Consider the following 26,135-nt stretch of genomic DNA (forward strand, 5'->3'; position numbering starts at 1 on the left):
GCGGGAAATCAGTCGTTGAAGAAAAGGCGACCCTTGGAGGTGCGTTTGTCCGGGTGATCAGTCTCGTAGTAGACATCACTGAAAATGTCTTCTTCCGGAGGGAAGGGGCTGTCGTCGGCAAAGCGGGCGCTGATTTCCGCTTCCTCGCGGGCTTCCTTGTCGATCTGCTTGGCGGCGTCTTCGTCGAAGATGCCCTCATCGATCAGGGTGGCCCGGAAAAGGTTCAGCGGATCGCTGGTCTGTTTGTAGCGTTCGACCTCGTCCTTGTCGCGATACTTCTCATTATCGGACATCGAATGGCCACGGTAGCGGTAGGTGGACATTTCGAGCAGGGTGGGGCGTGATTCCTCGTGGGCCCGGCGCATGGCCTCGGCCGTTTTGGCCCGGACGTCGTAGACCGAGTGGCCATTGACCGTGTCCCAGGTCATGTCGAACCCGTTGGCCCGCTTGGCGAGGGGCAAACCCTTGGACGACCGGTTCAGCGAAGTTCCCATGGAGTAGCCGTTGTTCTCGATGACGAAGATCACCGGCAGATCCCAGAGCGATGCGAGGTTGAGGGTCTCGAGGAAGACACCCTGGTTGACGGCGCCGTCGCCCATGAAAGCCATGCAGCAGCCCTTTTTGCCCTCGTATTTCAGGGCGAAGGCGAGGCCGGCGCCGAGTGGGGTTTGCCCCCCGACGATGCCATGTCCGCCCCAATAATTCTTGTCCGGGGCAAAAAAGTGCATTGAGCCGCCCTTGCCCTTGGAGCAACCGGTGCGTTTGCCCTGAAGTTCGGCCATGCATGCATTCATGCTCATGCCGACGGCGAGGGCGTGACCGTGGTCTCGATAGGCGGTGATGACGTGATCGTCGGGGCCCATCAGCGAAGTCGTCCCGACCGCGATGGCTTCCTGGCCGATATAAAGGTGAAGGAACCCGCCGATCTTGCCCTGCTGATAAACCCGCAGGGTGCGTTCTTCGAAGCGCCGGATCCGCATCATCTTGCGGAAGAGTTCGATCTTCGCCTCCTTGGACAATTCGCTGTTGACCGGGTCTTTGGCGGCCGCTGCATCTGCTTTGGCAGCAACGGATTCCATCGGTTTGGCGGCGGCGGTGGATTTCTTGGTCACGTTGGATTCAGGTGTTGGTGGTGGATGGCGAAAAAGTACGCGATCCCCCCATTAATCAAGGAGATACTCGGGTTTGACAAGCGAAACCCCATGGGTCGGTGTCTTGCTCCGAAGGACCAGCCTAATGCCGAAAAACCTGTGAGTCAGGTAGTTGTGGGAGGCCGATCGCCTCGTCAATATGGACTTCCAGCGGTTGGCCCGGCGTGCAGTCGGCCCGAAGGGCGATAAAACCGCCTCGAAACCGATCATAGACAGGCCAAAGGGCAAGGCGATCGGTTTTCGGGAGCTGCAGGCGGTCAACCTCCGCGCGCGGGTGGAAGGCGAATCGGCCCTCGTCGATCGGAGGCGGGAGGGCCGGGAGGACCCGCCGACAGTCGAAAAGAAACATCAACCAGTGGCTTCCGCCTTCGTAGGCCTTCTCGGCGATCATCGAAAAAAGGTGCAGGTCGTCGATCGACAAATCCAGACCGACTTCCTCACGGGTTTCCCGGATGGCGCATTCGTGGGGTGATTCCCCGGTCGACATCTCGAGTTTTCCACCGATCGGGCTCCATTGCCCGCGATTGGGCGCCCGGCTCCGTTCGAGGAGAAGCAGATGTCCGTCCTGGTTGCGAATGAAGACAAGGACACTGATTTTGTACGTTCTCATGGTGAAGGGCCTGCCATCGGGTGGAATCGGGCACCTGTAAATTTTGTTTACAGGTGTGGTCCGGCAACGATTAACTGACCGCACTGCATGGGAAGAGGAAATCTTTTTCGAACGCTGGCGCTTACTTTGGTTGTTCTGGCCCCGGGCGGCCTTTTCGGTCAGTCGGAATCCGGAACGCCGATTGAGGTCCGCAATGTCCGCTATGGCTACGTCCGGCCGATGGGTGGGTCAGACAACTGGCTGGAGGTCACGGTCGAGTTGAATGTCCGGGGGACTCCCGTGGGCAATCCCCAGTTTGTCGACAGTGTGCGGGTTGCTCTGAGTCTGAGCCTGCGCAACCCGCTCGAAGGCGATTCCGACTTTGTTTTCTTCAGGAGTGATGCCGAAGCCTCGACTTTGGAATCGGGTGCCGCCCGTTTCCGCTTCTATCTGCCGCCGGCCGTGGTCCGGCGCTATCAGATCAGCGGTGAACCCTTCGCCTTTGCGGTGGACGTCTGGATCGACGGCCGACCCATTGCGCAGACCGCAGCCGCCGTTTCCAGTGTTCTCGCCAATGCGGATGCCCTGCGGAGCTTTCGCGATCGCGTCGCGCAGGATGGTGTCCGCAACGACGGCATCCTTCTGCCGCAGTTCAAGACACCATTCCTCATCGAATATGCCCGGGATACGCCTGCCTTTGTGTGGCGTGGGCGCTGACTGGATGATAACGGGCGAACCGATCACCGGGTGATTTTTCGATCCCACCGATGAAGTCATCTCGGTTCTCAACGATCGACTGCGGCGCCAGTCGGGTCTGTCTGACTGAGTTCTCTCTGTCGGAGACCGGTCGTCCGATTCTGGAAGCATTCGAGGTCGAATCGATCACGGAATCGAGTACCGACGATCTGGAATGGGTGGCCGCGGTCGAGGACATCCTTCGGCGTCTGCGGGAGCGCCATCATCTCCGCGGGGAAGTCCGCGCCACCCTGCCCGGTCATCTCAGCCTCGTCAAATTCATCAAGGTGCCGAATGTCGACGAAGCGCAGCGGCGCAAGATTGTCGAATTCGAGGCCCACCAGAACATCCCGTATCCCCTGAGCGAAGTCGTCTGGGACTACCAGTTTGTCTCAACGGACGGCGCCGATCTCGATGTCGTCCTGACCGCAGTCAAGATCGAGACGGTTGAGGATCTCTGTGAACGCAGCCGGGTCCTCGGGGTATCCCTTGCCCAGTTGGAGCCTTCATGGTCCGCCTTGATCAACGCCCTTCGTTTCAATCATCCGGATGCGCCGCCCAACCTGCTCTTCATCGCGGTCGGAGCCCGGTCGACCAATCTGTTGTTTCTCCAGCAGGACCGTTATTTTGTCCGCAGTATTCCGGTCGCGGGCAATTCGGTCACCCAGGGCATTGCCGATGCCACCGGCAAGAGCTTCCAGGAAGCGGAAGCCTACAAGACCCGGGCACTGCCTGGAGGGCAGGGCGAGGTGGGGCAGGTCATCGCCTCGGCCGCCGACCGCTTCGGGTCCCGACTTGCACTTGAAGTCACCCGCTCTCTGGCCACCTTTCGCCGACAGACCTCGACTGAAGCTCCGGAACGGATCTACCTGGCCGGCGGTGGGGCGGGTCTGATCGGGCTTAGGGATGTCCTGCACGAGAGGCTCAAACTCCCGGTCGAGGTTTTTGATCCCCTGCGGAAGGTGATTCTCGGTCCGGGAGTCGACCGGGATATCGCCCGGGCGCACGCCCACCAGATGAGTGAAGCGGTTGGCGCGGCACTCGGGTTTTGCGATTTCCCGACCCTCAAGGTCGATCTGCTTCCCCCCAGCGTGGTTCGTCGCCGCCGGTTTCGCAGGCAGCAACCCTATTATGTCGGTGCGCTTCTGCTGGCCGCCGGGGCGCTCGCCCTGCCGATTCTGAGCGATTTTGCCATGGGCAAGGCCTACCGCGAGCGAATTGCCGCCTATGACGTGCAGCTCAAGCCGCTTGAGCGCTTCAGCAGCCAGATCCGGACCAACCTTGCCGCCATTCAGAAAGTGCGGGACCAGATGAATGCGATCAAGGGGCTGGTTGAGACGAAATCGAACTGGATCAATTTCCTCGCGGACCTGCAGTCCCGCCTGGTGGAGGTCGAGGATGTCTGGTTGGAGCAGCTCCAGGTCACCCGGGCGAGCGGACAGGGAGCCCAGCGAAGCATTTCGAGCAATCTGTTCGGATCCCTTTCCGGGACGGAGGCGAAACCGGCCAAAGAAGGGCAGTCCCTCCGCCTGAACGTGACCGGACGCCTTCTCGACCAGAACAACCCCTTGTCCAAGGTCAGCCGTGATTCCTACAATCGGGTGACCAATCTCCTGGCCAGCTTTTCCGGTTCGCAGTTTATCGTCGGAGTGGAGAATGAACGCTTCGACAACACCCAGGAGGGTATTCTCCGCTTCGACTTCACCCTCGTGGTCGACCCCGACCATCCTCTTTGAGACCGAACTGATGAACCGCATCCGTCAGTATCCGGTTTTCTCCGCCATCGTGATTGTCCTGCTCCTGCTCGTGACGGCGGAACTGGTGGCGCTCATCATTGGTCGGCAGTCGCTGGCGTCCCTTGCCAGCGACTTTGACCTGCGCCAGAGGCAATACCGCAACCTGCTGGAGAACCGGGTCGGTCCGACCAGCGCGAACGCCCGGCTGGTGGCGGCGGACCTCGAGCAGAATTCAAAGGTTCTTGTCCAGATGTTGGATACACTGAATGTCAGTGGTTCCGGCGATCTCCTGCTTTTCCAGGGGGTGCCCCCATCCCGGACCGATGCCTACTTCAATCTGGCTACATTCGTCGAGCGGACCCGTCAGTTGGCCGCGACGGCGGGGGTGGCCATCGATCCGGAAGAGCGGTTCGGATTCGAAGCCTACGCCAATGAGGGGCCGGATGCGGATTTCATCGAGGCGGTTTTCAAGCAGAGGCGCATCGCGGAGGTCATTCTCGAAGCACTCTTCAGTGCGAAACCCGAGCGATTGACCGAGGTGCTGCGGGACGATTGGGAGCGTGCCCCCGATGAGCCGGGAGGGGTCCGCCCGATCACCCGGCCGGGTGCAAACAAGGTGGTCCGGACTTTCGTCATTGACTCCCAGGTCACGGCTCGGGTGCCAAAGGTCGTGCAGACTTATGCGTTTCGGGTTTCGTTTATCGGACAGACCGGTGCGCTCCGGTCGTTCATGAACCAGATGGCTTCGTCCGACCTTCCCATCGTGGTCCGGAGCGTGGAGGTGATGTCGCAGGCCGCGCCCAAGGACCGCCGGACCCGCGCCCGGAGAGACGACCCGATGGCACGGATCGCGAACCAGGCGTCAGCTCTGGATCTGCCGGCTCTGCAGGCCGCCCGGGTTCCGATCGTGGATCAGAACCTCTCGTCTTTTTCCGTTACCCTGGAGTTTCTCGAGATTCGGATCACACCGCCCAAGCCGGCGGGGGGAGGTGTCCCGTGATGCCAACCTTCAGGGCCTTGTTTCGGTGGACCGATCGAATCCTTCTCGGGGTCGCCCTGATCCTCTTTGCCCTGACGGCCTACTGGTCCCTCCGTCAGTTCGCCCGTATCGATGAGATCAGCGCCGGAGAGTCTCTCGTCGGGGCTCCCCTGAATGCCTATGAACCGGATCCGGCCACGCCGCTGCGTATCGTCACGCAGACCTGGGAAAAGGCGCCGTCGCAGTCGAGCGGTCCGGAGTGGGTTTACGACGTCTTCACGCCACCTTTCATCTATTACAACCCGGTGACGCTGCAATTCACGGTTTCTCCGCCCGAATTCGAGCGACCGGTCGAGTTCAAGCAGGACAGCTTCGAACTGGAATTGCTGGAGGTAAGGCCCCAGCCCTTCCGTCTCCAGCTGGTGGGCTATGTCGGCCGGGATGGAGACTACCTGGCCACCTTTGAAAGCGTCACCACGGGGCAGACCATGACCGGGCGGCCGGGCACGCGGTTTGATTCCATCGGCGTTACCGTTCGTTCCTTCGAACTCCGCCGCGAGGCGATTCCGTCGGGCTCCGGGTCGCCGGTGTTCGACACGGTGGCGGTGGCGGTGGTCTATGACGAAGAAACCGGGGAGGACCGGGTTCTGACCGACAAGGCCAAGGCGATGCTGCCGGGGCCTGAGGCGGTTTTTCGGATTTCGGCCAATCCCATAATCGAGTACCTGTTGAAGGAGGGGGCAGAGATCTCCAGTGGTTCCCAGACCTATCGGATCGACGCCCTCGTCATCAGTCCGGCGCAGGCGACGGTGACTCTGATCGAGGCAGACGGGAACGAACCGACCACCCGGACGATCAGCCCTGTTCCGCGCTACATCAACTCCCCTCAGATTGAACGTCGGTGAAGCAATTCGGATAACTGACCTTTACCTCGGCACGATTTTTCTGCATAACCCCAATCCTGGCCTCCAACCTATTCCTGATCATGACTATGCGCCTAACCCTCCGGTTCTCGGTCTTCCTGGCCGGTTTCCTCACCCTCGCGATGGCATTGGTCCTCATTCCAGACCTCAAAGCCCAATCCGTCACCGAGACCAAGATTCAGTTGATGGCGGATGCCCTCCGGGCCCGCGATTCCGGTGATTATGTGACAGCCCGCGACAAGCTCATTGAGCTGAAAGGGATCGCCGGCGACGAGGCGACCGTGGATCGGATGCTTTCCCAGGTGAATGAAGAACTGGCCAAGCAGGCCGCCCCCCGACCGGCCGGGGTGACCACGACGACCAGCGGGTCTTCTGTTTCCTCGTCCGCTCCACCCCCACCGGATCCCAGGCAGATCGCTGCCGCGGAAGCGGATCGGCAGGCCGAATCGATGGCACGGGCCCGTGAGCTTCAGAGCACCGCCCGTGGCCAGGCCAACCGCGGCCAGATCGATGCCGCCATCGGTTCCTACGACATGGCGGTACAGCAATTGACGCCGAATCCGGTCACCATTTCGCTGATCAATGAAATCCGGGCCGAACGCGATGAACTGGCCCGGATGAATGAGCCGCCGGTTTCTGCTTCGACCAGATCAACGCCGCCGCCGAGCGCGCCGTCGAAAGGCTACGATGAGAACAGGAGTCGCAAAGCCATGCTTCCCCTGGGGCAGGTCAGTCCGGATTTTGTCGCCGAAAATGCGGAAATCGAGCGGATGATTTTGACCGGTCGCAGTCGCTATGTCGCGGGAGATCTGGTCGGGGCTGAAGAGACGTTCAAGGAAGTGGAGACGATTGATCCCGGGAACGTCGAAGCGAAGAATTTCCTCAAGCGGATTGCCGAGCAACGCCAGCGCACCGGCTGGCTGGACAAGGCCAAGACCCGCGAGCAACTCCTCGCCGAGGTCACCCAGTCCTGGCAGCGACCCGGTGTCTACGAGGAGCGGGAGCGCGAAGGCCCGGCCGAAGACGAGCAGGCGCCCCTCCTGCGCAAGCTCGAGCGGATCGTCATCCCGAACGTCAGCTACAGTGGAGTCGGCCTGAGCAGTGTGATCAACGGCCTCAGCCAGATCTCCGAGGAGTATGATACGGCGGGGGCAAGTTCCAAAGGGGTCAACATCGTCCTGCTCGACCCCAATCAGACCAATCCGATCGTCAACCTCACCCTGCGCAATCTGTCGCTCAAGCGGGTGCTCGACTTCATTGTCGATTCGGTCGGTTTCCAGTATGAAGTCCAGGCGGATGCCGTTGTCGTTCGCCCCGGTGGCGAGTTGTCCAATCTGGATACTGAGTTCTTCCCGGTTTCACGTTCGACCGTCATACGGATGGTCGCGGGGAGCGGCGATTCAGGTCCGGGATCGAGGTCGTCGGCGAACGATCCCTTCAGTTCGAGCGGAAGCTCCGAAGCGAGCCCGAGCGGCGAGTCGCGTGCGATCCGGGGATTCCTTCAACAGGCGGGGGTCAACTTCGAATCTGTTCCCGGCAGCAGCCTGGTCTACGACGGATCCGCCATGATCGTCACCCATACCAGCCGGAACCTGCAGCGCATCCGCAATATCCTCAATCGATACAGTGAAGTTCGCCAGGTGGAGATTGAAGCGAAATTCATGGAGGTGGCGGAAGGTGATCTCGAGGAATCCGGAATCGACTGGCTGATCCAGAACTCGGACGGCACCCAGGTTTACCAGAGCGATTTCCGGACGCTTTCCAGTACGTTTGAGACCGGTGGCTCGACCAACGAAATCCGGATCAACAATGACAGCTATGAAACCGGGCCGCCCAACCTTCCCGGTGATGTCGATCTGGGAACCGGCTCGTCTCCCCTGGCGATTGTGAGCGGTATCATCGGAGACTTCAATATCGAGGCCAGTATCCGCGCCCTCTCCCGGAAGACCGGTACCGACCTGCTCAGTTCGCCCAAGGTGACGGTGCTGTCGGGAAATCTTGCCACCATCACGGTCGCCCAGGAATTCCGCTATCCGGAACGTTATACCGATATTGAGAGCCAGGTGGGCCAGGCCAGTGGTGTGACCACGGGCGGTTCCGCGGGCGTCACCATCACGGCAGGCACTCCCCAGGACTTCAAGACGCGCAATGTCGGAGTTGAGCTGGCCGTCACGCCGACCGTGGAAGAGGATGACTACAGCATCAGTCTGGATCTGAATCCGCGGGTCACCGAATTCGATGGGTTTGTCGAATACGGCGGCTCCAGCATCGCCATTTCGTCCGGAACGACCGTGACGGTCCCGCCAGGTTTTTATCAGCCCATCTTCTCGGTTCGGGAAGTCACGACCAAGGTCACCATCTGGGACGGGGCCACCGTTGTCATGGGCGGTCTGACCCGCGAGGAGACCAAGTCGATCAATGACAAGATCCCACTCCTCGGTGATCTTCCGATGCTGGGCCGGCTCTTCCGATCGGAGGGCGAGTCAACGACCAAGCGCAATCTCCTCATCTTCGTCACCGCCAACCTGGTCAGCCCGGGAGGTTCGCCGAAGAAGCAGGAACTCAAGAGTGTCCTTCCCAACTCGCTCTTCCAGAATCCGACGATCGTGACTCCCTCCGGGTCGGTTGACCGGGCCCGCAACTGAGCGACGGTCATCTCTGAGGCGGTAAACGACAAGAGCCCGCCGATCAGGCGGGCTCTTGCGTATTCCTCAAAAGGTTCTGCGGATCCCGATCACGCCGTCACGCATTGAGTCGGGAGATCCCTTCGAGGAGAAATCGGATACGTCGGCGCCGTTCTTCGCGGGAGAGTTCAGGTTTGTGACAGACCCGGCGAATGACGCACCAGTTGAGATCGCGCCGGCCTTCCGGAGTCTGATCGACTCTTTTCAGCCAACTGACCGCGGATTCTTTGCCGAGCGCAACCACTCTGGCGGATTACATCGGTCCCCCGATGCCCGTAGGTGATTGCCTTGGGCTCTTCTTACCGGGAATTTACCGATCGGGCCTCTCAGTCCAGAGCGTGATATTTGAATTTCTGACCGCCGATCGAGGCCTCGTACATGAGACCACCCTTGGCAATGGTGAAAATGATCACGCCCATGCTGTACGCGTGCTGGGCATGGGCACTGTCGCTTCCGGCCGAGGCTCCGGCGGTGGTGCCTCCGGTCCCGGCGGACGCCTCGATGCCGGCGGTCAGGGCCACGGCCGAGACCTGGGCGCCGAACTCGTAATTCCCACTGATGAATTCCGTGAAGGCGGCCTCGTCCTCAAAGAAAATCATCTGGGAGAAGGCCTGACCTCCCAGTTGGAACCCGATGGTGACCTGGGTCATCGAGGTGTCGCCGAGGTGCTTGCCGTTCCGGAAAACCTGTCCCTTGCCGTAGGAGCCTCCGACTCCGATGCCCCCTTTCCCGATGGAGGGGAAGACCGCGTAGGCGTAGGCGCTCTCGAAGAAAGGCGCGGTCGCCTTGGCTTCCTTGAAGAGCTCAATCGTCGATTGGGCGGCCAGATCCTCCTTCTTGCCGGCAGAAGCGGTGGACACCGCAAGAACCGAGGTGAGGGCGAGGAGCAAGTTATTCTTGAGCGACATTCCGGTAACTACGGCCTAAAACGGTTTCTTTTCAAGCGCACACCCGTCTCATGCGTTCCGTTGGACTTTCTCTTTACACCGAACCGGTCCGCGAGTCCTCCTCCATCGCCGGCAACGGGCGATGAGGTCACGCAACTGGGTGCGGCTCAACGCGTCCCTGCTGTTGAGGCCCGGACCGGGGTAGATGTATTCAATCGGCACCCAGTAGGTGTCCATCCGGTCGGCTACTCCCTCCAACCGTCGCCAGACAAGATCGGCGAGATCCAGGTCATTGCGCACCAGGGCATCGTGATAGCGCACCATCTCGGTCATCAGTTCCATGGTGTCGCATCCGTAGCGTAGCAGCCTTCGATCCTCTCCGAGCGACAGGGCATAGGGCGAGCCCCTCTTCATGCCGGTATAGTCCACCGGATTGACTGCCACCCGGAAGGAAAGGTCGGGATTCTCCGCATCGCGTTCCTGCTCCCTCTGGACGAGCGCTTCGATCATCTGGAGGGCCTGCGACAGTTCGCCCAGTGAGCGTTCACCATCGCAGATCGCGCCAGCCGCATCTCCCAGGTCATTGGCCACCTTGAGGGGCTTCCCGGGGGGCGCCCCATCCCAATGCATGAGGGCCTCCAGAACGCTGGAGTGCCAGTTCCTCCATTCGCCGATCCGGCTGTAGCCCGATTCGATCAGGCCGTAGGCATCGGCCATGTCCTTCCCGTGCGGTCCGTATCGGCCGTTCAGATACGAACGGACAAGCGGACCGGCCTCGACGGACGTGTTCCAGTTGGCCCGTGCATAGTGGTATTGGGTCAGCGTCCGCACCGCCCAGTTGACCATGGGAAAATGCATGTAGGTCATGCCCGTGATGCCCCGGTCGTGGTAGGCCTTCAGGTCGTTCTCGATCCTCTTCGTGAAGAGGGCGGGCAGGTCTTCATACTTGGAAACATTGTAGTATTCACCGACGATGACCGGAAGGCGTTCGGATCGGTTCAGCCAGCTGTCCAGGGCAGCGTCGTAGGGCCGGTTGGTGTCGGAAGAGGGGTCGTTGAGATCGGCGGCATAGCTGCGGTCAATCGGGTAGAAGATGATGGCGTCACCTGCATCGATCAGGTTTTGCGGGATGGCTCCACTTGGCCCCCCCAGAGTACTGGTGCCTTCGTAAGCGCAGCCGGCCATGCGGACCGGATAACGCAGCCGTCCGGATGCGCGGGCCTTGTCGATCTCCTGCCTGAGCCGGGAAAGGAGAAAGACGTATTGGTCGGAGTCATTGCCCAGGGATCGGCACTTTTCGCAGGTGCAGCAGCTTCCCCAGGTGTCGAACCCCCAAACCGCGACCAGGTCCGCCTCGGACCACTCGGTCTCGATCTTGTGGACCAGTTCCTCGGCCAGGAAATCAAGCAGGTCCGGCTGGGAGACGCAGAACTGGGTTCGGAGGGCGTTTGCCTTGGTCAGCTCGCCCTTGGCGGGCCTGCCGTACCAGTTGCGATGTGCTTCCCACACCGTCCGTCCGTCCTCCAGCACGCGATCGGGATCGAGGATGGGCTCGAAGATGTGACCCCCGTTCTTGTAGAGCATCCCGAGCTTGCGGCCGAGGGCACCGGTGGTCGGACGGTGACCGGCCAGGTTCAGCCGGTTCCGGGCCATCCAGTGAAGCAGCTCGACCGATTCCATTGATCTGGCCGCGAAGTCGAATCCACGACAGAGGGTGAAGGCGGGTGAATGGGTTTCCGGGCGGGCGGGCAGGGTCAGCTCTGCGCCTGTTTCGGGCGGGATCTCGCCGCCCGGTCCGGGCGACAACCACTTCCATCCCTGGCTTTCCAGAAAGTGGTAGACGCCGTAGAGGACGCCGGTGCGGTCTTCACCTGCGATGGTCAATCCCCGGATTTCGGGCTCGAAACGATAGCTGCCGACGGGCCGGCCATCCGGGGAAATCCGAAGGTGAATGCTGAGATCTTCCTCGCCTCCTCTGCTGTTCCCTCCGATCGCGGTCGAAGCGAAGGCCACTTCAGCCCCGGCAATTGTCCGATCGAGAAACTGCTTCAGTTCGAGGGCGGCGAACGCCACCGTGGTCCGGTCTGCGCCCACCTGGTCCAGTCTGAAATCAATCTGGTCTTCCTGGTGGGCCCGGATCGGAGTCTGGTCCAGTTCAGGGTCGGGGACTCGAATGGTGATCTTCATTCTGTGATCTCAATTTCGTAGAGCATGCAGTCCCCCTGGTAGCCCCTCTGGCCTCCGGTTGACCAGCGCAGGAGGTGGAGTTTGATCGTGCCGTCTTCCCGGTCCTCGCGGGCATAGAAGTTGGACAGGGTCAGGAAAGGGCCGTCGTCGGGGTGGCGATCGTCGATGATTGCGACTGTCTCTTCGATCAGGCGTCCGGATTCCATGGATACCTCGCCGATCACGATGGGGTGGCGGGGCAGATTGCCCTGGGGGTTCTTCTGGCAGAGGTTGCCGATCCAGTAGAGTCGACCCGAAGAATGGGCGATCAACTGGGAACAGGAACTCGGGGAATGAAAGGCAATTCCGGATTCATAGGTCCAGGGTTCGGCCGTGGTCCAGGTCGACCCGTTGTCGGATGAAAGGGCAAACCAGCGGTAGCCAGGGAGCTTGGGTCGCTGGTCGTTTGAGCCGCGCATGACCATGAGGATGCGGCCGTCGGCGAGTCGGGCAAGGGTCGGCTCGATGAGACCCCGTGTGGTCCGCCCGGGATCGGCAATGACCATGCCGGTGAGTTCCCAGTCAAGGTGGAGATCGTCGCGCCAGGTGCCCCGGATGACCGCGCAATCGGTATCGGTAAAGCCGGGTCCCCGCGGGCGATAAACGCCATCCGGCCCGGTCGGGGAAATCTGCACCGGTTGAAGAAGGGACCCGTCGGGCAGGGTGATCGGCAGGCAGGTGGAATCGCCGAGCATGAAACAGTTATGACCGCGCCGGACGTTGGGTAGGGGGTGATCCGCGCTGAACCCGGGGCCGCTCTGAACCAGGGGCTCGTCAAAGAGGTCGCTCCGGCCGCCATCGAGCGAGACGGCGTAATGCACAGTGTTGAAGCGCATGAATTCGAGGACTTCGTCGTTGGGCAGAACGGCTTCGTTGCGCAGCTTGATGAACCGGCCGGTCGCCGGATCCAGATAGCCACCGCGCTGGTGGCGCCGGAGCATGCCGGCTTGGGTCTGCCGGCCGGCCGGCACGAGGGTGGGCTCCGACCAGGTCCTCCCGTTGTCATTCGAAAAACGGTAGTACTCGTGTGAAAGGATGTCCGATCGGGATGAGAGGGTGTGGACGCTCATCAGATCGGTTCCGGTGGCGCGGGTGTAGTAGGATCCGCCCATGACACAGGTTCCTTCCTCCGGAGAGGGAACAAAGACCGAAGTTGATCGAATCCGGGGTTTCACTCCTTCAGGATATCATGGGCCTTCAATTCATCAGGATCAGCCGGATTGAATCGAGGCGAAGCCGGGCCTTGGTGATCGCTTTGAGTGTCTCGTTCAGCTGGCTCCGGGCCAGGGTGATTTCCTCGGGCCGAACGTGATCGTTGATCTTCCTCAGATCGATCAATCGCTGGAGTTCCGTCCCGAGGGCCTCGACGGCGATCTTGCCGGCCTCCACCTTTCGGTGCTCGGCTTCCTTTTCAGCGGCTCGCGTGGTTGCCCCGAGCAGGGATTTCATCACTTCAAGATTGAGCCCCCCGGAATCAAGCAGTTGACGGAGGGCCGGTTCGGTTCCGGACTCTGTGGTTTCGGGGAGCCTGAACCCGGTGCTCAGGTCATTGCCCCGGATATCCACCACGACACGCACGGGGGTCGGGGGAAGAAACCGTTCAACGTGCCACTGGACTCTCGAAACGGACTCATGCTGGTAGATCGCCTCGAGCAAGATGTTTGGCTCGGTCGATTTCGCCGTGCAGAAACAGACCGTACCGGTGGGCGAGTTGAGGAGGAGATCGAGCGTATCCTGGAGAATGCGGTGATCCGACGTGAGGAAGGTGATGTCCTCGCGTTGGATGGCCCGCGTCCGATCGAAGGTGGCCAGCGTGCCTTCCCGGGGCAGTGAGGGGAAAGCCTCGACGTAGGCGTGACTCGGGTCGAGAAAAACGTCGCCGTCCTCATGCTCGACGATGCGGACACCGAAATGCTCCATCAGTTCGAAGAGGAGATCGCGGAGCCGCGGGTCGCGGTCGGCCTGGCGGACCTGCCCGATGACCGCCTCGGCGATCTCCGGATTGAACGAATTGAGTTCGAGCAGGCGGTCGCGTCCCTCCTGCATACGTTTGGTCAGGGCTTTCCGGAACCGGATCGTCTCTGTGATCAGACGTTCCCCCGCAACCTGACCCCTCGGCCGCTGATGCGCCTTCGCATCAAGGGCAAAACCGATGACCCGATCGCGAAAGGCGGCTTCGTATTCGGTCCCGCTGTGGATGAGGGTCTCAAAGGCGTCGAGGCCCTGATGATACCAGTCCTGAATGTACTCCTGCGCACTCCCCTTGAGGTAGGGGAAGTGAATGCGGATGGTGCGGGTCTGGCCGATGCGGTCGAGTCGGCCGATGCGCTGTTCGAGAAGCCCGGGATTCATCGGCAGATCGAAGAGGACGAGGTGATGGGCAAACTGGAAATTGCGTCCCTCGCTGCCGATCTCCGAGCTGATCAACAGCCGGGCGCCATCGGGTTCGGCGAACCAGGCGGCCTGGCGGTCCCGGCTGACCAGCGGCTGTTCCTCATGGAAGAGGGCAATCTTCAGATTCGTAACCTCCTTGATTGCGCTCTCGAGGGCCATCGCCTTGCGTCGGGAGTGGCAGATCAGCAGCACCTTGTCTTCCTTGAGTTCCTTGAGGAGGCCGACCAGCCAGTCAATGCGGGGGTCGTCGGAGAAGGAATAGCGGATGTCGGATTCGTGCCCGGTGGCCTCGGCTTCGAATTCGCGGTTCATCCGCTTGATCAGAGTCGGTGAAGGGTTGTCGATCGGGGCGGGCGAATAGGCACGCTTGGGGAATCCCGTCATGGCGGTTCGGGTATTGCGAAAGACAACCCGGCCGGTGCCATGCTCGTCGAGAAGCGAACGCAGCAGGGCGTTCTTCGCCTCGGCCTTGCCGTTCTTCATTTCGTCCAGAAGCCGGCCGAGGCGCTTTTCGTCGCCTTTGAAAATGCGTTTGAGATCCTTCTGGTCGGCGGCCGTCAGTTTTTCCGCTTCGAGGATACGGCCCACTATCTTGGCGACCGGGGCGTAGTTCTTGGCTTCATTCAGGTAGGTCTCCAGATCCCCGTAACGGTCCGGATCCAGCAAACGAAGGCGGGCAAAGTGGCCGGTCATTCCGAGCTGGGTCGGAGTGGCGGTGAGAAGAAGCAAACCGAGGGCCTTGGATGCCAGTTGATCTACAAGGTCGTATTCCGGGCTCGATCTTTCAGGGGTCCAGTCCAGATGGTGGGCTTCGTCGACCACGACCATGTCCCAGTCACCCTCGAGGATCTGTGCCCGCCGGATCTCGTTTCCGGCCGGAAAGGCAATGCTGCACAGTGCCAGTTGTTCATCGAGGAAAGGATTGCTGTCGGGAAGGCTGTGCTCGAGCGAATGACACCGCTCCTCGTCGAAGATGCTGAACCAGAGATTGAACCGCCTGAGCAGTTCCACAAACCATTGATGGACGAGCGGCTCCGGCACGAGAATGAGGATCCGTCGGATCATGCCGGTCGCGAGGAGTCTCTGGAGGATGAGGCAGGCTTCGATGGTCTTGCCCAGTCCGACTTCATCGGCCAGGAGGACACGGGGGATTTGCCGGGAAGCGACTTCGTTCAGGATATAGAATTGGTGGGGGATCAGGTCGATGCGGCCGCCGAGGTAACCGCGGACGGGGGATTGACGGAAGGCCGCCTGGCCCTCGAGGCAGCGGGTCCGCAGATCAAAGACCTCCAGCGGATCCATCTGGCCCTGCATCAGGCGCTCAAGGGGGCCGTTGGCGAGATTCTGATCGGAAATGGCATCTTCCCGGACTCTCATCCCATTGCCGAGGTAGACCAGGAGTCCGTCGACTTCCTCGATGGACTCGATCACGAGCAACGCACCTTCGGTCGTCCGGATGGTTTCGCCGGCCCGGAACCGGACCCGCTTGAGAATCGGCGTGCCGGGAGCGTAGAGCCGCTTTTCCCCGGAGCCCGGAAAATCGATGCCAATCTGGTGACGCCCGATGCTGACAACGATGCCGAGGCCGAGTTCGGGCTCGGTCTCGCTGACGCAGCGCTGGCCGACAAGATTCAAAGACATGCCTGATTGAACCCTTCTCTGGTCCCCTCCGTCAATGCCGGGGACGAGGAGGGAAGGTGGTTTGCGGATTCCGGCGCCGGGTGACCCGGCGCGAGCGAGATTGTCGGGCCGCGGTCGCCGGTTCGATTTGGTTACTCATTGACCACTGCGTGCGTCCCCAGCAATTCCCGTCCTGGTCATCCTTCGTCCTCGACCTTGGGCCAGTACTTTTCTAGGAGTCGGTTTGCTTCGCGTTGCACCTTCTTGTTGGGATCGTCTCGGGAAACCACGGTCAGCCAGTCCTTGAGGTCCGGATCGGGGAGATACCCGGAGAGGGAATCGATCGCTTCTGCCCTGACCTTTGCGTTGTCGCTGGTGGACGACGCAATCATCAGGGTGTCGAGGAACTCCGGGGTGCGGACGTTATCGAGCCGTCGGATGATTTCCACCCGGGCCTTCTCATTATCGGTTTGGTTGAAGATCTTCACCATCTGGCGGACATCGTCGTCGGTCAGCTGGTCGGACGTCCGGAGGATCCTCAGGGCTGCGAGTTGCTCGCGCAGATCGGCATTGGGATCGAAAAGCAGCGATCGGGACCGATCGATGTGGTCCGCTGTCGGAGGCATCATCCCGCGGAGGGTCATGGTCCAGCGCACATCTTCCATGGTTTCTCCGATCTCGGCGACCCGCGCCGCGGTGGTGGAATTGACGGAGGTTTCGACCGGTGGCGGCGGATGGGGCGTTTCAGCCACGAAACCCGGAAGGGGATCTTCCTCGCGGACTGCGGCCAATTTGCCTGTCAGGTCTTCGATCCGCTGCTCGAGCGCATCGAGTTCCCGCTGGAGTTCGGCTTCCCTGGGTGAGATGGGGGAGGGTTCACCCAGGCGAAGGGACAGGGTCAGGGCGGTTGCCGCTACGAAAAACGTGATGATGAGCAGGGTCCTGAAGGTGAACTGCTTCATGGATATTGCGGAAATCTAGCCGGTCCCGAGGAATTCTCAAGGGTATTGGGCTGCGGCCGACCGCGATCTGAAAAGCTCCGGAGGATGATTTCTGCGGCCTGATGTGCCGGTTTTCCGTGAGGAGAATGAAGAAAACGGTCCCTTGAACTTGGCGTCCGGCATCTGTATGGCTCTTCGTTCATGGCATCCCTCTACGAAAAACTCCGTGCGGACATCATCCTGGCCGTCAAGGCCCGCGACTCGGGTCAGGCCCTGATTCTGCGCTCAGCTGACGCCGCCGTTCAGCGGGCTTCCCTCGATCAGAATGTGCCGATCGACGACGAGCTGGTGATCGCGACGCTGCGCAAGGCGGTCAAGAACCTGGCGGCGGCCAACCTCGATTTCGAAAAGGGCAATCGTGAAGACCTCATTTCGGCCAATCTCCATGAGATCGAAGTGCTTGAGACCTATCTGCCGCAGTTGATCACAGGCGATCGCCTTCAGGCCATCATTGATCGTGTCCTGGCAGAGACGGGGGCGACTTCCCGAAAGGAGATGGGGCGGGTCATCGGTGCAATCAAGAAACACCCGGACGCCGCCCTTATCGATTTTGGAGAGGTCAGCAAGGCACTGCAGGGCAGACTGGCCTGATCCCTGGCGCGGCCCGTTCAGTTCTAGCGGGATTTCCCGCGGGCCTCGCCCTCGGGCGGTTCGTAGCGGTCGAGGCGCAGGCGGGCGGTCCCGAACCCGAGGTTGACGTCGGCGCGAATCGGGAGGCGATGGGGGTCATTGGTGATCCAGAGGGTGACGCCTCCTCCCCGGGCGAAGATTCCGGTGGGCTTGTCCATTCTGGGCTTCAGAATGAAACAGGAGACCCGTCCCAACGCCGTCTTGATCTCTTCGATTCCGGTGACGTCGACATGAACGAAGTAGAATTTCCCTCCTCCCTGGACGAAGATGGGAAAGGTGCTCCCGGGCTGCAGCGGGAGACCGCGCATCTGGAAGACCGCCGACATATAGTCGAGAACCGGGGACATCGGCAGGGGCTGGACGTAGGAGGCCTCGGTCTTGATCTCATCGTTGTGGCGGACCACCCCGTTTTCGTAATCGATTTGGGTCAGGGATTTGTTGTCGTCCTTGCCGGAGCGTCCCACCAGGCGGGACGAGAGGAGGGTCCAGGCCCTTGGATCGAGCAGGGTGTCGGTCCGGGTGTCCGCCGGATAGATGGCGCGAATGATGCCTTTGGTTGACGCGAGGCTGACGATGTGAAAGACGCCTTGATTTTCCTCAACGCCTTCGCCGGTGGTGACTATGATTTTCGCAATGTCCGAGAAGATGCCCCAGCCGCCGTGGAACTCGAGACGCTCGCCGGGCACGAAGCCGGCGCCGCGCTCTTCGGGCGGCAGGAAGGCCGGCATGGGGACACCGTCATCCACCCCTCCGATTTCGAGCTCGGCGCGGGTCACAGGACCGAAAAGGACGGCGAGAAACGGGATCAGGAGTATGAGCCTGCGCAGAGACATGGTGGGGAATGAGACACCCGGGAAATGAGTTGGTTCGCTCGAGGATCAACGTAGCGGGATTCTTCGCAAGTCCCAACTGAAAGCAGGCATTTGAGCTCAAGCCGGGTTTGGCATGGGGCGAATGACTTTCGGGGCGCGATGGGGAGATTCCCCCATCGCCTTAGGGGCAATTACTCAGTCCACCCGTACGTGTATATTCGGTGTCTCCCCGTTTGATTACCGATGGAGCGTTGTGCGCTTTACTCCTGGGGAAAATGGGTGGAAATGGAAGATCGAAGGAAGCGCGTATCAGAAATCGCATCACACACTTGAGGGAAATGAATATGAATACAAAAACGATCAGAAACGCGGCCATCGCCGCATCGGTCATCAGTCTGTCTGTCATCAGCACCGCCCAGGCCGCCCTGACGGTCAATGCCATCGGGGAGTCGGCGGTCGCCAATGAACTCCGGTCGATGACCAAGACCGATTGGGCCACGGTCAATAACGTCACCATGATGATCCCAACGACCGGGTTCACCTTCCTGCGGGACGACACCAGCGACAACGGCATTCCGTTCGCCACTTTCGCCACCGGCGGAGCCTCCCTGACGATCGAGGAGATTTTCTCCAGCGCGGGATACACCAATGATCTGCATATCCTGGCGGGGAATACATTCCTCATGAGCAACAAGCCCCTTGCCAATACCGACGGGGTCCGGATCAGGACGAACACGCCGTCGGAGTCACTTGATCTCGTCTTCCTGACCAATACGGCCGGCGGGTATGATGCCTCGGCGGCGGGCGACGTGCATCTCTATGACGACGCCAACCTCAGGACCTACGTTTATCGGGATGGCATGGACACCCACTATGTCTGGATGTTGGAGGACATCAATTCGCAGTCATCGCGCAATGACCACGACTACAACGACTATGTCTTCTACGCCAAGCTTTCGGCCGTGCCGGAGCCGTCCACCATCATCACCGGGATCGCCATCGGTTTCCTCGGGCTGACTGTTCTTCGCCGACGCTTCTCTGAAAAGAAGGCGGTGGCATGATACGAGGGGATGGGAGATGACCGGGACGGTGACCACGCACCGCCCGGCTCTCCCGATCCATGACGGGCGGGCAGTGTTGCGCAGGCACACTGCCCGCTTTGCTGCCTGCGGATCGGGCGGTTTCACCGCCTGAAAAATGGAGTCGACTTGGATTCTGGTGCACGGATGATCGGGGAATGAACGGGCGACTCGTGGACAGAAGTCTTTGGGCGAAGGGCCGGAGACCCGTGGGGGTGGTCCTTTTCTTCATTTCGATGGCTTTCTGCCTGGTGGGGAATGTCACGCAGGGTCGGATTCTCACCTCGGCCGACGGCCTCGTTTCCGTCGATATGCCGGATGACTGGGGGGCGACCGTCCCGAAGGGCGGTGCGGTTCTCATGCTGATAACGGACGAATCCGAGACGGTGGGCATCACGGTCTTGCGGGAACCCCTCGCTTCCGGCCAATCGAAGTCCCCGGTGCGTCTGCTCTTCCTGAAACTGGACAATTTCGCCAAGTCCTTTCCGGTGGAGGCGCAGTCGAATCCGATGCCGCTGTTTGTCGACGGGGAAGAAGCGGCCAGGGCTTCTTTCGTCTCGGAGGTTCGCCAGGCGGACGGAAGCCGACGGAAAACCGGTTTCGTCTTCACCTGTCTTTCCCGAGGAAATGACCTCTACACGGTTGTCGGGACGGCCCGGGCGGAGGATATGGATGCCTGGCTGCCCATTCTGGATGCGGTGGCTGACAGTCTCGACATCCGGTGAGTGTCGGCGGGGATCGGTGATCCGTAGTTGCTCCGTCAAATGATACTCTCATCATGTGAATCGATGGTGAGATCGCCCCTCTTGAGTCTGTTCGTCAGGTCATCCCTGATAACCGCTACCCTGGTCGGTGCCCTGAGTTGCCGGTTAATGGGGGCCGGGGAGGAGAGGGGCGCGGACGAAATCATGAAGGCGGCCTGGGAAAGTGCGGCCACCTTTTTCCCGAATGAATCGCTGCTGGGGTTTGGGGAACTGGGCGGTGGACTTGAGGAGGGTCCGCGGGAGGCCCGTTTCGGCTATGCGGTCGCTCTGCTCTCGGCCAATCCCGCAACCAGGGAACAACTCGATCTGGCGGAGAGCATCTTCCTTTCGCTGGCCGAGTCCGGGGACGATGAGTTGGGTCTGGGATCCCGATTCCTCCTGGGGCGGATCCACCAGATCTATCGAAGTCCGATGGAGCCGGAAGAGGCCGCCCGTCATTTTCAGCTCCTGATCGACGAACATCCGGAATCGCGCTGGGCGCAGATGAGTCTGGTCAAGCTGGGTCTGCTCATCGTCTACTCCCTTCCCGATGCCGGGGCACCGGCCGAAAGGTTGGCGGCCGCCGGTGAGCTTCTGGCCAAGGCGACAGGAAGAGATGCCAGACGGGACCTTCATCTGCTCATGGCGAGCGCTCACTTTCATTACAAACTCGAGGATACCGGAGCGCTCCCCCACCTTGTCGCCGCGGAGGAAGAGGGTGTCCTGGATATCGGGTCACGAGCGGATGTCCTGGTGCGGATCGGCGAGCTTTATGTCCTTGCCGGGCAACCGGGAAACGCGGTGCCCTATTACCGGCGTTTCGTGTCGGAATACTACGGCGATCAACGTCGTTACGCGGTGCAGAAGAAGATTGAGGCAATCACCGGCGAGGAGGAGACGGACTGATGAAATCTGGAGGACAGAGGCAGATTGTCGGAATTCTGGTGGTGATCGCCGTCTATGTCGCGGCAGTGCTCTGGGTGTTTTTTCGCAAGGCGGTGGATGTGGTGGATGATCGGGTGACCATCCGGCTGACCCACTGGCAGATCGAGAGCAATATACCGGAGGCCGTGCAGGCCCAGCTGGACCGTTACGAGGAGCTCAATCCCGGAGTCAGGGTTGAGCAGAACCTCGTGCCCGGACGGGTTTACCAACTCTGGCTGCGGGCCAATCTGACCGGGGGGGTCGCAACTGATATCGTCGAATTCGGAACCTGGCTTCCCGGGATGAAGGATATCATTCCGCGGTATTTCCAGCCGGTGACCCGTTACGTTGATCTTCCCAATCCCTACAACGTGGGCACGGTGATGGAAGGCGTGCCGTGGCGGAAAACATTCCGCGACGGCATGCGAGGCTCGCAGGGCTTTCATCCGGACCTGAATCACTACTATGCGCCGACCCTCTGCATGGTGAGCATCCGCATGTTCTACAACAAGGACCTGCTGAAGGAGGTGACGGGATACGATCGGCCGCCGTCGGACTACCGCGAGTTTCTCGAGATGGGAGAGACCATCAACCGGGTCAGCCGGGAAACCGGTCGGGCGCTTGTTCCCATCGCCGGGGGGCAGCTTAATTCCAAGTGGATCATGGACTACATGTTCGGCCGGTTGATGATGCCGTTTCTCTACACGCTCGACCGGGATCACAAGCTCAAGCTCCTGCTGCACGACCTCGCGTTCGGCTACCTGAACGGAAAGTGGTCGCATGATTCCCCGGATCTCCAGGCCGGCCTGCAGATGGTCCGGGAACTCGGCGGGATGATGCGCCCGGGCTTCCTTCAACTTTCCCGCGATGATGCGACCCAGCAGTTCATCCGGGGTGAGGCGCTCATGATCGGGACAGGGACCTGGGATGCCCCGAGCATCCGTGAACTTGCGCCCTTTGAAGTGGGGATCGTCCGGATGCCTTTCCCTGACAAAGACGATCCGGTCTACGGAAAATACGTCATCGGTCCGGTTGGCGATGGTGGCGTTAGCACCGGGTTTTCACTTTATGTGAACAAGGCGACGCCCCATATGGCGGAGACGATGGATCTGCTGCATTTCATGACCAGCGTGGAAGGCAACCGCATCTTCAGCGAGGTCTCAGGATGGTATCCCTCCATCATCGGGGTCGAGTCGAATGATCCCGAGCCGGAATTTGCGCCGTTTTACGAAGGCTACACGACCGGGGGCAGCCTGATCACGGTGTCCGGGCCTGAGGCGACCCGCCTCTGGGACACGAATTCCCATCTTCTTTTTGGGACCTATGGTTCGACGGAAAGACTTGCGGGAGCCTTTCGAGACATCTTCGCCCAGGCAATCAAGACCGACATGGGCAATGAATTGCGGCAGGCTGTGCAACAGTTGCGCCGCCTGGAGCCGGCCATCATCGCGCAGATGGCGCTCGAGGGGTTTCCAGAAGCCGATTCATCCGACGAGTTATCGGCAAGCCGGCAACTGCTGGCGGGACAGCATCCCTACGAAGTGCAGACCCTCGAATTGCGCAATGACCTGATCAACGTGGGCGTTGTCCCCTACTTCTAATAGGGAGCGTCAGACGGAAGGTCTGATCACGTGCGGTGAGCGGCCATCCCGCAGGTTTCATCCCACCCTCAATCTTCATAGCCCGCGGATCTCCTGTTGCGGCCCGAACGTAATTCGCTCCGCCGAAGGGGAGCGGGGCAGGGCGGGCATGCGAAGCATCTTGCCGGTCAGGGCAACGAGAAAGCCGGCGCCGTCGGCGACTTCGAATCCACGCACCGTGATACGGAAGCCGCGCGGCCGACCGAGCAGTCTGGGATCGTCTGAGAGGGACATCTGAGTCTTGGCCATGCAGATGGGCAGCTGATCAAAACCGTGGTCACCAAAGTTCGCCATCTGAGCCCGGGCCTCATCGGTAAAGTCGACGCCATCGGCTCCGTAAATGCGGGTGGCGATCGTCCGGATTTTCGTTTCAACGGAATCGCTCAACCCATAGACCGGACGGTGAGGGGGCGTGCTGATCCCGGTGGCATGGACAACCGCCTGGGCCAGTTCCTCGCCGCCCGGACCGCCCTTCGCAAAGATGTCGGCCACGGCGACCGGGATGCCGGCCTCCTGGCAATACCGGATGACAATCTGCTCTTCTTCCGAAGAATCACCTTCGAACCGATTGAGGGCGACGACTACCGGGCGCGAAAAGGCGGCGATGGCGTCGAGATGAGCCTGGAGGTTGGGCAGGCCACGACTGACGGCCTCCGCGTCGGGTCGGGTGATTTCGGCAAGGGGTTGGCCGCCGTGCATTTTGAGGGCGCGCACGGTCGCAACGAGAACGACAAGGTCGGGCGACAGGTTGCCCTGAAGACACTTGATATGATGAAACTTCTCACCACCGAGATCGAAGGCGAAACCGGCTTCCGTCACTGCGTAGTCGGCATGGCCCAGGGCCATTCGGGTGGCGAGGAGGGAATTGCACCCGTGTGCGATATTGGCGAAGGGGCCGCCATGAACAAAGGCGGGCACGCCCTCGTCGGATTGAACGAGGTTCGGCTGGAGGGCGTTCCGAAGCACGGCGAGGAGCGCATCGGTCACTCCGAACGAATCGGCTCGAACCGGTTGGCCGTCCACGGCAAAACCCACCACCATCCGTTTCAAACGATCCCGCAGGTCATCATAGGATTGGGCCAGGCAGAGGATCGCCATGATCTCGCTGGCGGCGGTGATATCGAAACCGGAGTCGCGTTCCGCCTTCTCGTCGCCGATGCCGATCCGGATGTTTCGCAGGGAGCGGTCGTTCATGTCCATGACCCGCTTCCAGGTGACTCCTGAGGCGCTCATGGGTGCGGTTCCGAAGTGGAGGCGGTTGTCGATGGTTGCGGCCATCAGATTATGGGCCGAGGTGACCGCATGGAAATCTCCGGTAAAGTGGAGATTGATGTCATCGGCCGGCGTGAGACAACTGCGCCCGCCGCCGGTCGCCCCGCCTTTTCGCCCGAAAATAGGTCCCATCGATGGCTCCCGCAGGGCAAGGGCGGCGCGTTTGCCGATATGCTGCAGGGCTTGAGCCAGCCCGATAGACATGGTGGTCTTTCCTTCGCCGGGTGGGGTCGGGGTGATGGCGGAGACGAGGATCAGCTTGCCCTGGCGGGGTGGATTCCGGAGGGCGTTGAGATCGACCTTCGCCTTGAGGTTTCCGTAGTAGGCGACATGAGCCGGATCGAGTTCCAGACGGGAAACGATTCTGGGGAGGGAAGAGGGGTGCGACTCAGAAAGGCTCACAATCCAACCATACGGATACATCTTCCCGGAGACAAACCGTTGACTTCGATAGAAGTGTCGAATCGGTCGCAACCGTTCGGGATGGATACGGACTCCCTGCCGCCCCGGCCCTACCCATCGTATTGGGCGAGCTCGAAGAGAATGCCTTCGGGTCCCCGGCCATAGACAATGCGCTTTCCGGTCTTCGGGTAGGTGTGAATGCCGCTGAGAAAGACGATCCCCAATGAGGACAGGCGGTCCACTTCCGCTTCGATATCGGTGACCGAAAAGGCAATATGGCGGTAGCCGATCCGGTTGGCGGATTCACCGACTCCTTCCTCCGGCGGCGCCGGACGGTGGTAACGGATCAGTTCAATCCGGACCGGTGAGTCGTCCGCGACCAGTTGGGCGTAGTGAGCCTCGACCCGGTCCAATCCGACCACCCGGGAAATCCATTCTCCCTGGAGGTCCGCTTCATCGGCGACGGTGTATCCGAAGTGTCGGAAGAAGCCCTTGGCTGCCTCGATGTCGCGGACAACGATATTGATGTGATCAAGTTTCATAGCTGGATGGCTTGTCCGTAAATGGGTTTGAGCGGCGGCTGCCCGCGCAGACCGATCATATAGGCGATGATCCCGATGGAGGAGAGGGTCGCCATGATCTGGTACATGGCGATATAGCCACTGTGTTCCGCCAGATATCCGGTGACGATGGCGCCGACAAAGACGCCGGCCATCCGGGTCGTGCTCAGGAGAGCCTGGGCCATCGCGCGGTTCTCATTGGAAACGTTCCTCGCGATGTAGAGAATGCTGGCCACATCGTAGCCGGCGAAGGTGAAGAGATGAAGCGGCTGGGCGAGAAACAACCACCAGTAGTCGGGGGCAAGTGAATACACGACCAGGCGGATCGGGTGGGCGGCGAAGGCCAGCCAGAGCACCCGCCGAACCCCGAATCGATCGACGACCCATCCCATCAGGGGCAGGGCGAGCACGGCGATGATCCCGTTGGAACCGGCGAGAAACCCGATAAGCACCCGGTCGGCACCCATCGTCCGGGCATAGACCGCGAGGAATCCGAACATGGCCGGCAGGGCAAGGCCGATGCAGAAGTTGGCCATGAGAAATGTGACGAGGGGCCGACTCCACTTGATCGGAACGTTTTCCCGCCGGGTCCTTCCCGTCACCCGGGCGGGCCTGTCACGAGCGATCAGGAGAGCCGCCACAAGAAGCAGGCCCGAGGCCAACCAGAAGACTCCCCGGGTGGCGTCAACCATGAGGGGGAGCCCGAGGGTGCCCAGGATGAAGCCGGCGGATCCGAACTGACGATAACGGGCATAGCGGCGTCCCGGATTGGAGGGGCCGAGACGGGCGACGGCCAATGCCGGCATCAGGGCGAAGGCCATCGGAATGGTGAGACCGCGAAAGGCGGCGTTCAGCGAGAAGCCCAAGGCCGTCTGGCAGAACGGCAGCAGGCCCAGGCCGATCGCCGCGAAGACGAAGCCGATCGATATCAGTCGTTCTTCCGGGATACCCCGGTCGGCCAGACGGGCCCAGAACAGCCCCGACACGGTGATCAGGGCCGTCCCGAGGCCGATAACCAAACCGATGGTGGTCTCGCCGAGCCCCTGTTCCTTCATGAAGACACCCTCGAAGGTGGCGAGGATGCCGATGGCAACGAATTGCCCGAAACAGGCTCCGCGCAAACGCCAGATCGAAGGGGATTCCATGGA

21 protein-coding genes are annotated in these 26,135 nt (G+C 60.9%); 10 read left to right on the plus strand and 11 right to left on the minus strand.

What is annotated here, in order from left to right; genetic code table 11:
- Positions 1 to 8: 8 nt before the first annotated feature.
- A complete protein-coding gene (pdhA, locus tag R3F07_17595; protein MEZ5278200.1) occupies positions 9 to 1,112 on the minus strand; it encodes a pyruvate dehydrogenase (acetyl-transferring) E1 component subunit alpha in 1,104 nt (367 codons plus the stop codon).
- A gap of 121 nt (positions 1,113 to 1,233) precedes the next feature.
- A complete protein-coding gene (locus R3F07_17600) occupies positions 1,234 to 1,761 on the minus strand; it encodes an NUDIX hydrolase (protein ID MEZ5278201.1) in 528 nt (175 codons plus the stop codon).
- A gap of 87 nt (positions 1,762 to 1,848) precedes the next feature.
- Between R3F07_17600 and R3F07_17605 the strand changes: the two genes are divergently transcribed.
- The 5 genes from R3F07_17605 to R3F07_17625 all read left to right on the plus strand — a co-directional run bounded on the left by R3F07_17605 (position 1,849) and on the right by R3F07_17625 (position 8,758).
- Complete coding sequence (locus R3F07_17605; GenBank protein ID MEZ5278202.1) at positions 1,849 to 2,457, plus strand: hypothetical protein; 609 nt, start codon at positions 1,849 to 1,851, stop codon at positions 2,455 to 2,457.
- 50 nt (positions 2,458 to 2,507) lie between these two features.
- Positions 2,508 to 4,211 carry a pilus assembly protein PilM gene (gene pilM / locus R3F07_17610; GenBank protein ID MEZ5278203.1) on the plus strand — a complete coding sequence of 568 codons (1,704 nt, stop codon included), beginning with the start codon at positions 2,508 to 2,510 and terminating at the stop codon, positions 4,209 to 4,211.
- A 10-nt stretch (positions 4,212 to 4,221) separates the two neighbouring features.
- A complete protein-coding gene (locus tag R3F07_17615) occupies positions 4,222 to 5,211 on the plus strand; it encodes an Amuc_1100 family pilus-like protein (protein ID MEZ5278204.1) in 990 nt (329 codons plus the stop codon).
- On the plus strand, positions 5,211 to 6,095 hold the full coding sequence (locus tag R3F07_17620; GenBank protein MEZ5278205.1) for a hypothetical protein: 885 nt from the start codon (positions 5,211 to 5,213) through the stop codon (positions 6,093 to 6,095). Before R3F07_17615 ends, R3F07_17620 begins: the two co-directional genes overlap by 1 nt.
- An 80-nt stretch (positions 6,096 to 6,175) precedes the next feature.
- Entirely contained in the window at positions 6,176 to 8,758 is a 2,583-nt protein-coding gene (locus tag R3F07_17625; protein MEZ5278206.1) for a type II secretory pathway, component PulD, read from the plus strand.
- 365 nt (positions 8,759 to 9,123) lie between these two features.
- Here the strand turns inward: R3F07_17625 and R3F07_17630 are convergent, their stop codons facing one another.
- The 5 genes from R3F07_17630 to R3F07_17650 form a co-directional block, all read right to left on the minus strand.
- The gene (locus R3F07_17630) at positions 9,124 to 9,705 is read right to left on the minus strand and encodes a hypothetical protein (GenBank protein MEZ5278207.1); all 582 of its coding nucleotides are present in this window, start codon (positions 9,703 to 9,705) and stop codon (positions 9,124 to 9,126) included.
- Between the two features lie 48 nt (positions 9,706 to 9,753).
- Positions 9,754 to 11,871 carry a DUF4838 domain-containing protein gene (locus R3F07_17635; protein ID MEZ5278208.1) on the minus strand — a complete coding sequence of 706 codons (2,118 nt, stop codon included), beginning with the start codon at positions 11,869 to 11,871 and terminating at the stop codon, positions 9,754 to 9,756.
- On the minus strand, positions 11,868 to 13,085 hold the full coding sequence (locus R3F07_17640; protein MEZ5278209.1) for a sialidase family protein: 1,218 nt from the start codon (positions 13,083 to 13,085) through the stop codon (positions 11,868 to 11,870). The genes R3F07_17635 and R3F07_17640 overlap by 4 nt, the downstream gene beginning before the upstream one ends.
- A 22-nt stretch (positions 13,086 to 13,107) precedes the next feature.
- On the minus strand, positions 13,108 to 15,945 hold the full coding sequence (gene rapA / locus R3F07_17645; protein MEZ5278210.1) for an RNA polymerase-associated protein RapA: 2,838 nt from the start codon (positions 15,943 to 15,945) through the stop codon (positions 13,108 to 13,110).
- 176 nt (positions 15,946 to 16,121) lie between these two features.
- Positions 16,122 to 16,886 carry a HEAT repeat domain-containing protein gene (locus R3F07_17650; protein ID MEZ5278211.1) on the minus strand — a complete coding sequence of 255 codons (765 nt, stop codon included), beginning with the start codon at positions 16,884 to 16,886 and terminating at the stop codon, positions 16,122 to 16,124.
- A gap of 180 nt (positions 16,887 to 17,066) precedes the next feature.
- Here R3F07_17650 and R3F07_17655 point away from each other — a divergent pair, with 180 nt between their 5' ends.
- The gene (locus R3F07_17655; protein ID MEZ5278212.1) at positions 17,067 to 17,516 is read left to right on the plus strand and encodes a GatB/YqeY domain-containing protein; all 450 of its coding nucleotides are present in this window, start codon (positions 17,067 to 17,069) and stop codon (positions 17,514 to 17,516) included.
- A gap of 23 nt (positions 17,517 to 17,539) precedes the next feature.
- On the opposite strand, the gene R3F07_17660 is transcribed toward R3F07_17655, so the two are convergent.
- Positions 17,540 to 18,388: a DUF3108 domain-containing protein gene (locus tag R3F07_17660; protein MEZ5278213.1), complete on the minus strand. Its 849-nt coding sequence runs from the start codon at positions 18,386 to 18,388 to the stop codon at positions 17,540 to 17,542.
- 323 nt (positions 18,389 to 18,711) lie between these two features.
- Here R3F07_17660 and R3F07_17665 point away from each other — a divergent pair, with 323 nt between their 5' ends.
- The 4 genes from R3F07_17665 (at position 18,712) to R3F07_17680 (ending at position 22,714) form a co-directional block, all read left to right on the plus strand.
- Positions 18,712 to 19,428: a PEP-CTERM sorting domain-containing protein gene (locus tag R3F07_17665; GenBank protein MEZ5278214.1), complete on the plus strand. Its 717-nt coding sequence runs from the start codon at positions 18,712 to 18,714 to the stop codon at positions 19,426 to 19,428.
- Between the two features lie 176 nt (positions 19,429 to 19,604).
- Positions 19,605 to 20,171: a hypothetical protein gene (locus R3F07_17670; protein MEZ5278215.1), complete on the plus strand. Its 567-nt coding sequence runs from the start codon at positions 19,605 to 19,607 to the stop codon at positions 20,169 to 20,171.
- 63 nt (positions 20,172 to 20,234) lie between these two features.
- The gene (locus tag R3F07_17675; protein MEZ5278216.1) at positions 20,235 to 21,095 is read left to right on the plus strand and encodes a tetratricopeptide repeat protein; all 861 of its coding nucleotides are present in this window, start codon (positions 20,235 to 20,237) and stop codon (positions 21,093 to 21,095) included.
- Positions 21,095 to 22,714, plus strand: coding sequence for an extracellular solute-binding protein (locus R3F07_17680; protein MEZ5278217.1), 1,620 nt, complete (start codon positions 21,095 to 21,097; stop codon positions 22,712 to 22,714). The genes R3F07_17675 and R3F07_17680 overlap by 1 nt, the downstream gene beginning before the upstream one ends.
- Before the next feature lie 75 nt (positions 22,715 to 22,789).
- On the opposite strand, the gene R3F07_17685 is transcribed toward R3F07_17680, so the two are convergent.
- From R3F07_17685 to R3F07_17695, 3 genes are all read right to left on the minus strand, one after another.
- Complete coding sequence (locus R3F07_17685; protein MEZ5278218.1) at positions 22,790 to 24,427, minus strand: formate--tetrahydrofolate ligase; 1,638 nt, start codon at positions 24,425 to 24,427, stop codon at positions 22,790 to 22,792.
- Between the two features lie 110 nt (positions 24,428 to 24,537).
- On the minus strand, positions 24,538 to 24,969 hold the full coding sequence (locus R3F07_17690; protein ID MEZ5278219.1) for a VOC family protein: 432 nt from the start codon (positions 24,967 to 24,969) through the stop codon (positions 24,538 to 24,540).
- On the minus strand, positions 24,966 to 26,132 hold the full coding sequence (locus R3F07_17695; protein ID MEZ5278220.1) for an MFS transporter: 1,167 nt from the start codon (positions 26,130 to 26,132) through the stop codon (positions 24,966 to 24,968). The genes R3F07_17690 and R3F07_17695 overlap by 4 nt, the downstream gene beginning before the upstream one ends.
- Between the last annotated feature and the right edge of the window lie 3 nt (positions 26,133 to 26,135).

Source organism: Opitutaceae bacterium (genome assembly GCA_041395105.1).
Lineage (GTDB): Bacteria > Verrucomicrobiota > Verrucomicrobiia > Opitutales > Opitutaceae > B12-G4.

Bases quoted from the DNA above. Each gene is read 5' to 3' on its own strand.
- R3F07_17655 (MEZ5278212.1), top strand. From the start codon at position 17,067: ATGGCATCCCTCTACGAAAAACTCCGTGCGGACATCATCCTGGCCGTC.
- R3F07_17665 (MEZ5278214.1), top strand. From the start codon at position 18,712: ATGAATACAAAAACGATCAGAAACGCGGCCATCGCCGCATCGGTCATC.
- R3F07_17615 (MEZ5278204.1), top strand. From the start codon at position 4,222: ATGAACCGCATCCGTCAGTATCCGGTTTTCTCCGCCATCGTGATTGTC.
- R3F07_17675 (MEZ5278216.1), top strand. From the start codon at position 20,235: ATGGTGAGATCGCCCCTCTTGAGTCTGTTCGTCAGGTCATCCCTGATA.
- R3F07_17625 (MEZ5278206.1), top strand. From the start codon at position 6,176: ATGACTATGCGCCTAACCCTCCGGTTCTCGGTCTTCCTGGCCGGTTTC.
- R3F07_17605 (MEZ5278202.1), top strand. From the start codon at position 1,849: ATGGGAAGAGGAAATCTTTTTCGAACGCTGGCGCTTACTTTGGTTGTT.
- R3F07_17680 (MEZ5278217.1), top strand. From the start codon at position 21,095: ATGAAATCTGGAGGACAGAGGCAGATTGTCGGAATTCTGGTGGTGATC.
- R3F07_17695 (MEZ5278220.1), bottom strand. From the start codon at position 26,132: ATGGAATCCCCTTCGATCTGGCGTTTGCGCGGAGCCTGTTTCGGGCAA.
- R3F07_17600 (MEZ5278201.1), bottom strand. From the start codon at position 1,761: ATGAGAACGTACAAAATCAGTGTCCTTGTCTTCATTCGCAACCAGGAC.
- R3F07_17650 (MEZ5278211.1), bottom strand. From the start codon at position 16,886: ATGAAGCAGTTCACCTTCAGGACCCTGCTCATCATCACGTTTTTCGTA.
- R3F07_17690 (MEZ5278219.1), bottom strand. From the start codon at position 24,969: ATGAAACTTGATCACATCAATATCGTTGTCCGCGACATCGAGGCAGCC.
- R3F07_17660 (MEZ5278213.1), bottom strand. From the start codon at position 18,388: ATGTCTCTGCGCAGGCTCATACTCCTGATCCCGTTTCTCGCCGTCCTT.
- R3F07_17620 (MEZ5278205.1), top strand. From the start codon at position 5,211: ATGCCAACCTTCAGGGCCTTGTTTCGGTGGACCGATCGAATCCTTCTC.
- R3F07_17670 (MEZ5278215.1), top strand. From the start codon at position 19,605: ATGAACGGGCGACTCGTGGACAGAAGTCTTTGGGCGAAGGGCCGGAGA.
- R3F07_17630 (MEZ5278207.1), bottom strand. From the start codon at position 9,705: ATGTCGCTCAAGAATAACTTGCTCCTCGCCCTCACCTCGGTTCTTGCG.
- rapA (MEZ5278210.1), bottom strand. From the start codon at position 15,945: ATGTCTTTGAATCTTGTCGGCCAGCGCTGCGTCAGCGAGACCGAGCCC.
- pilM (MEZ5278203.1), top strand. From the start codon at position 2,508: ATGAAGTCATCTCGGTTCTCAACGATCGACTGCGGCGCCAGTCGGGTC.
- R3F07_17635 (MEZ5278208.1), bottom strand. From the start codon at position 11,871: ATGAAGATCACCATTCGAGTCCCCGACCCTGAACTGGACCAGACTCCG.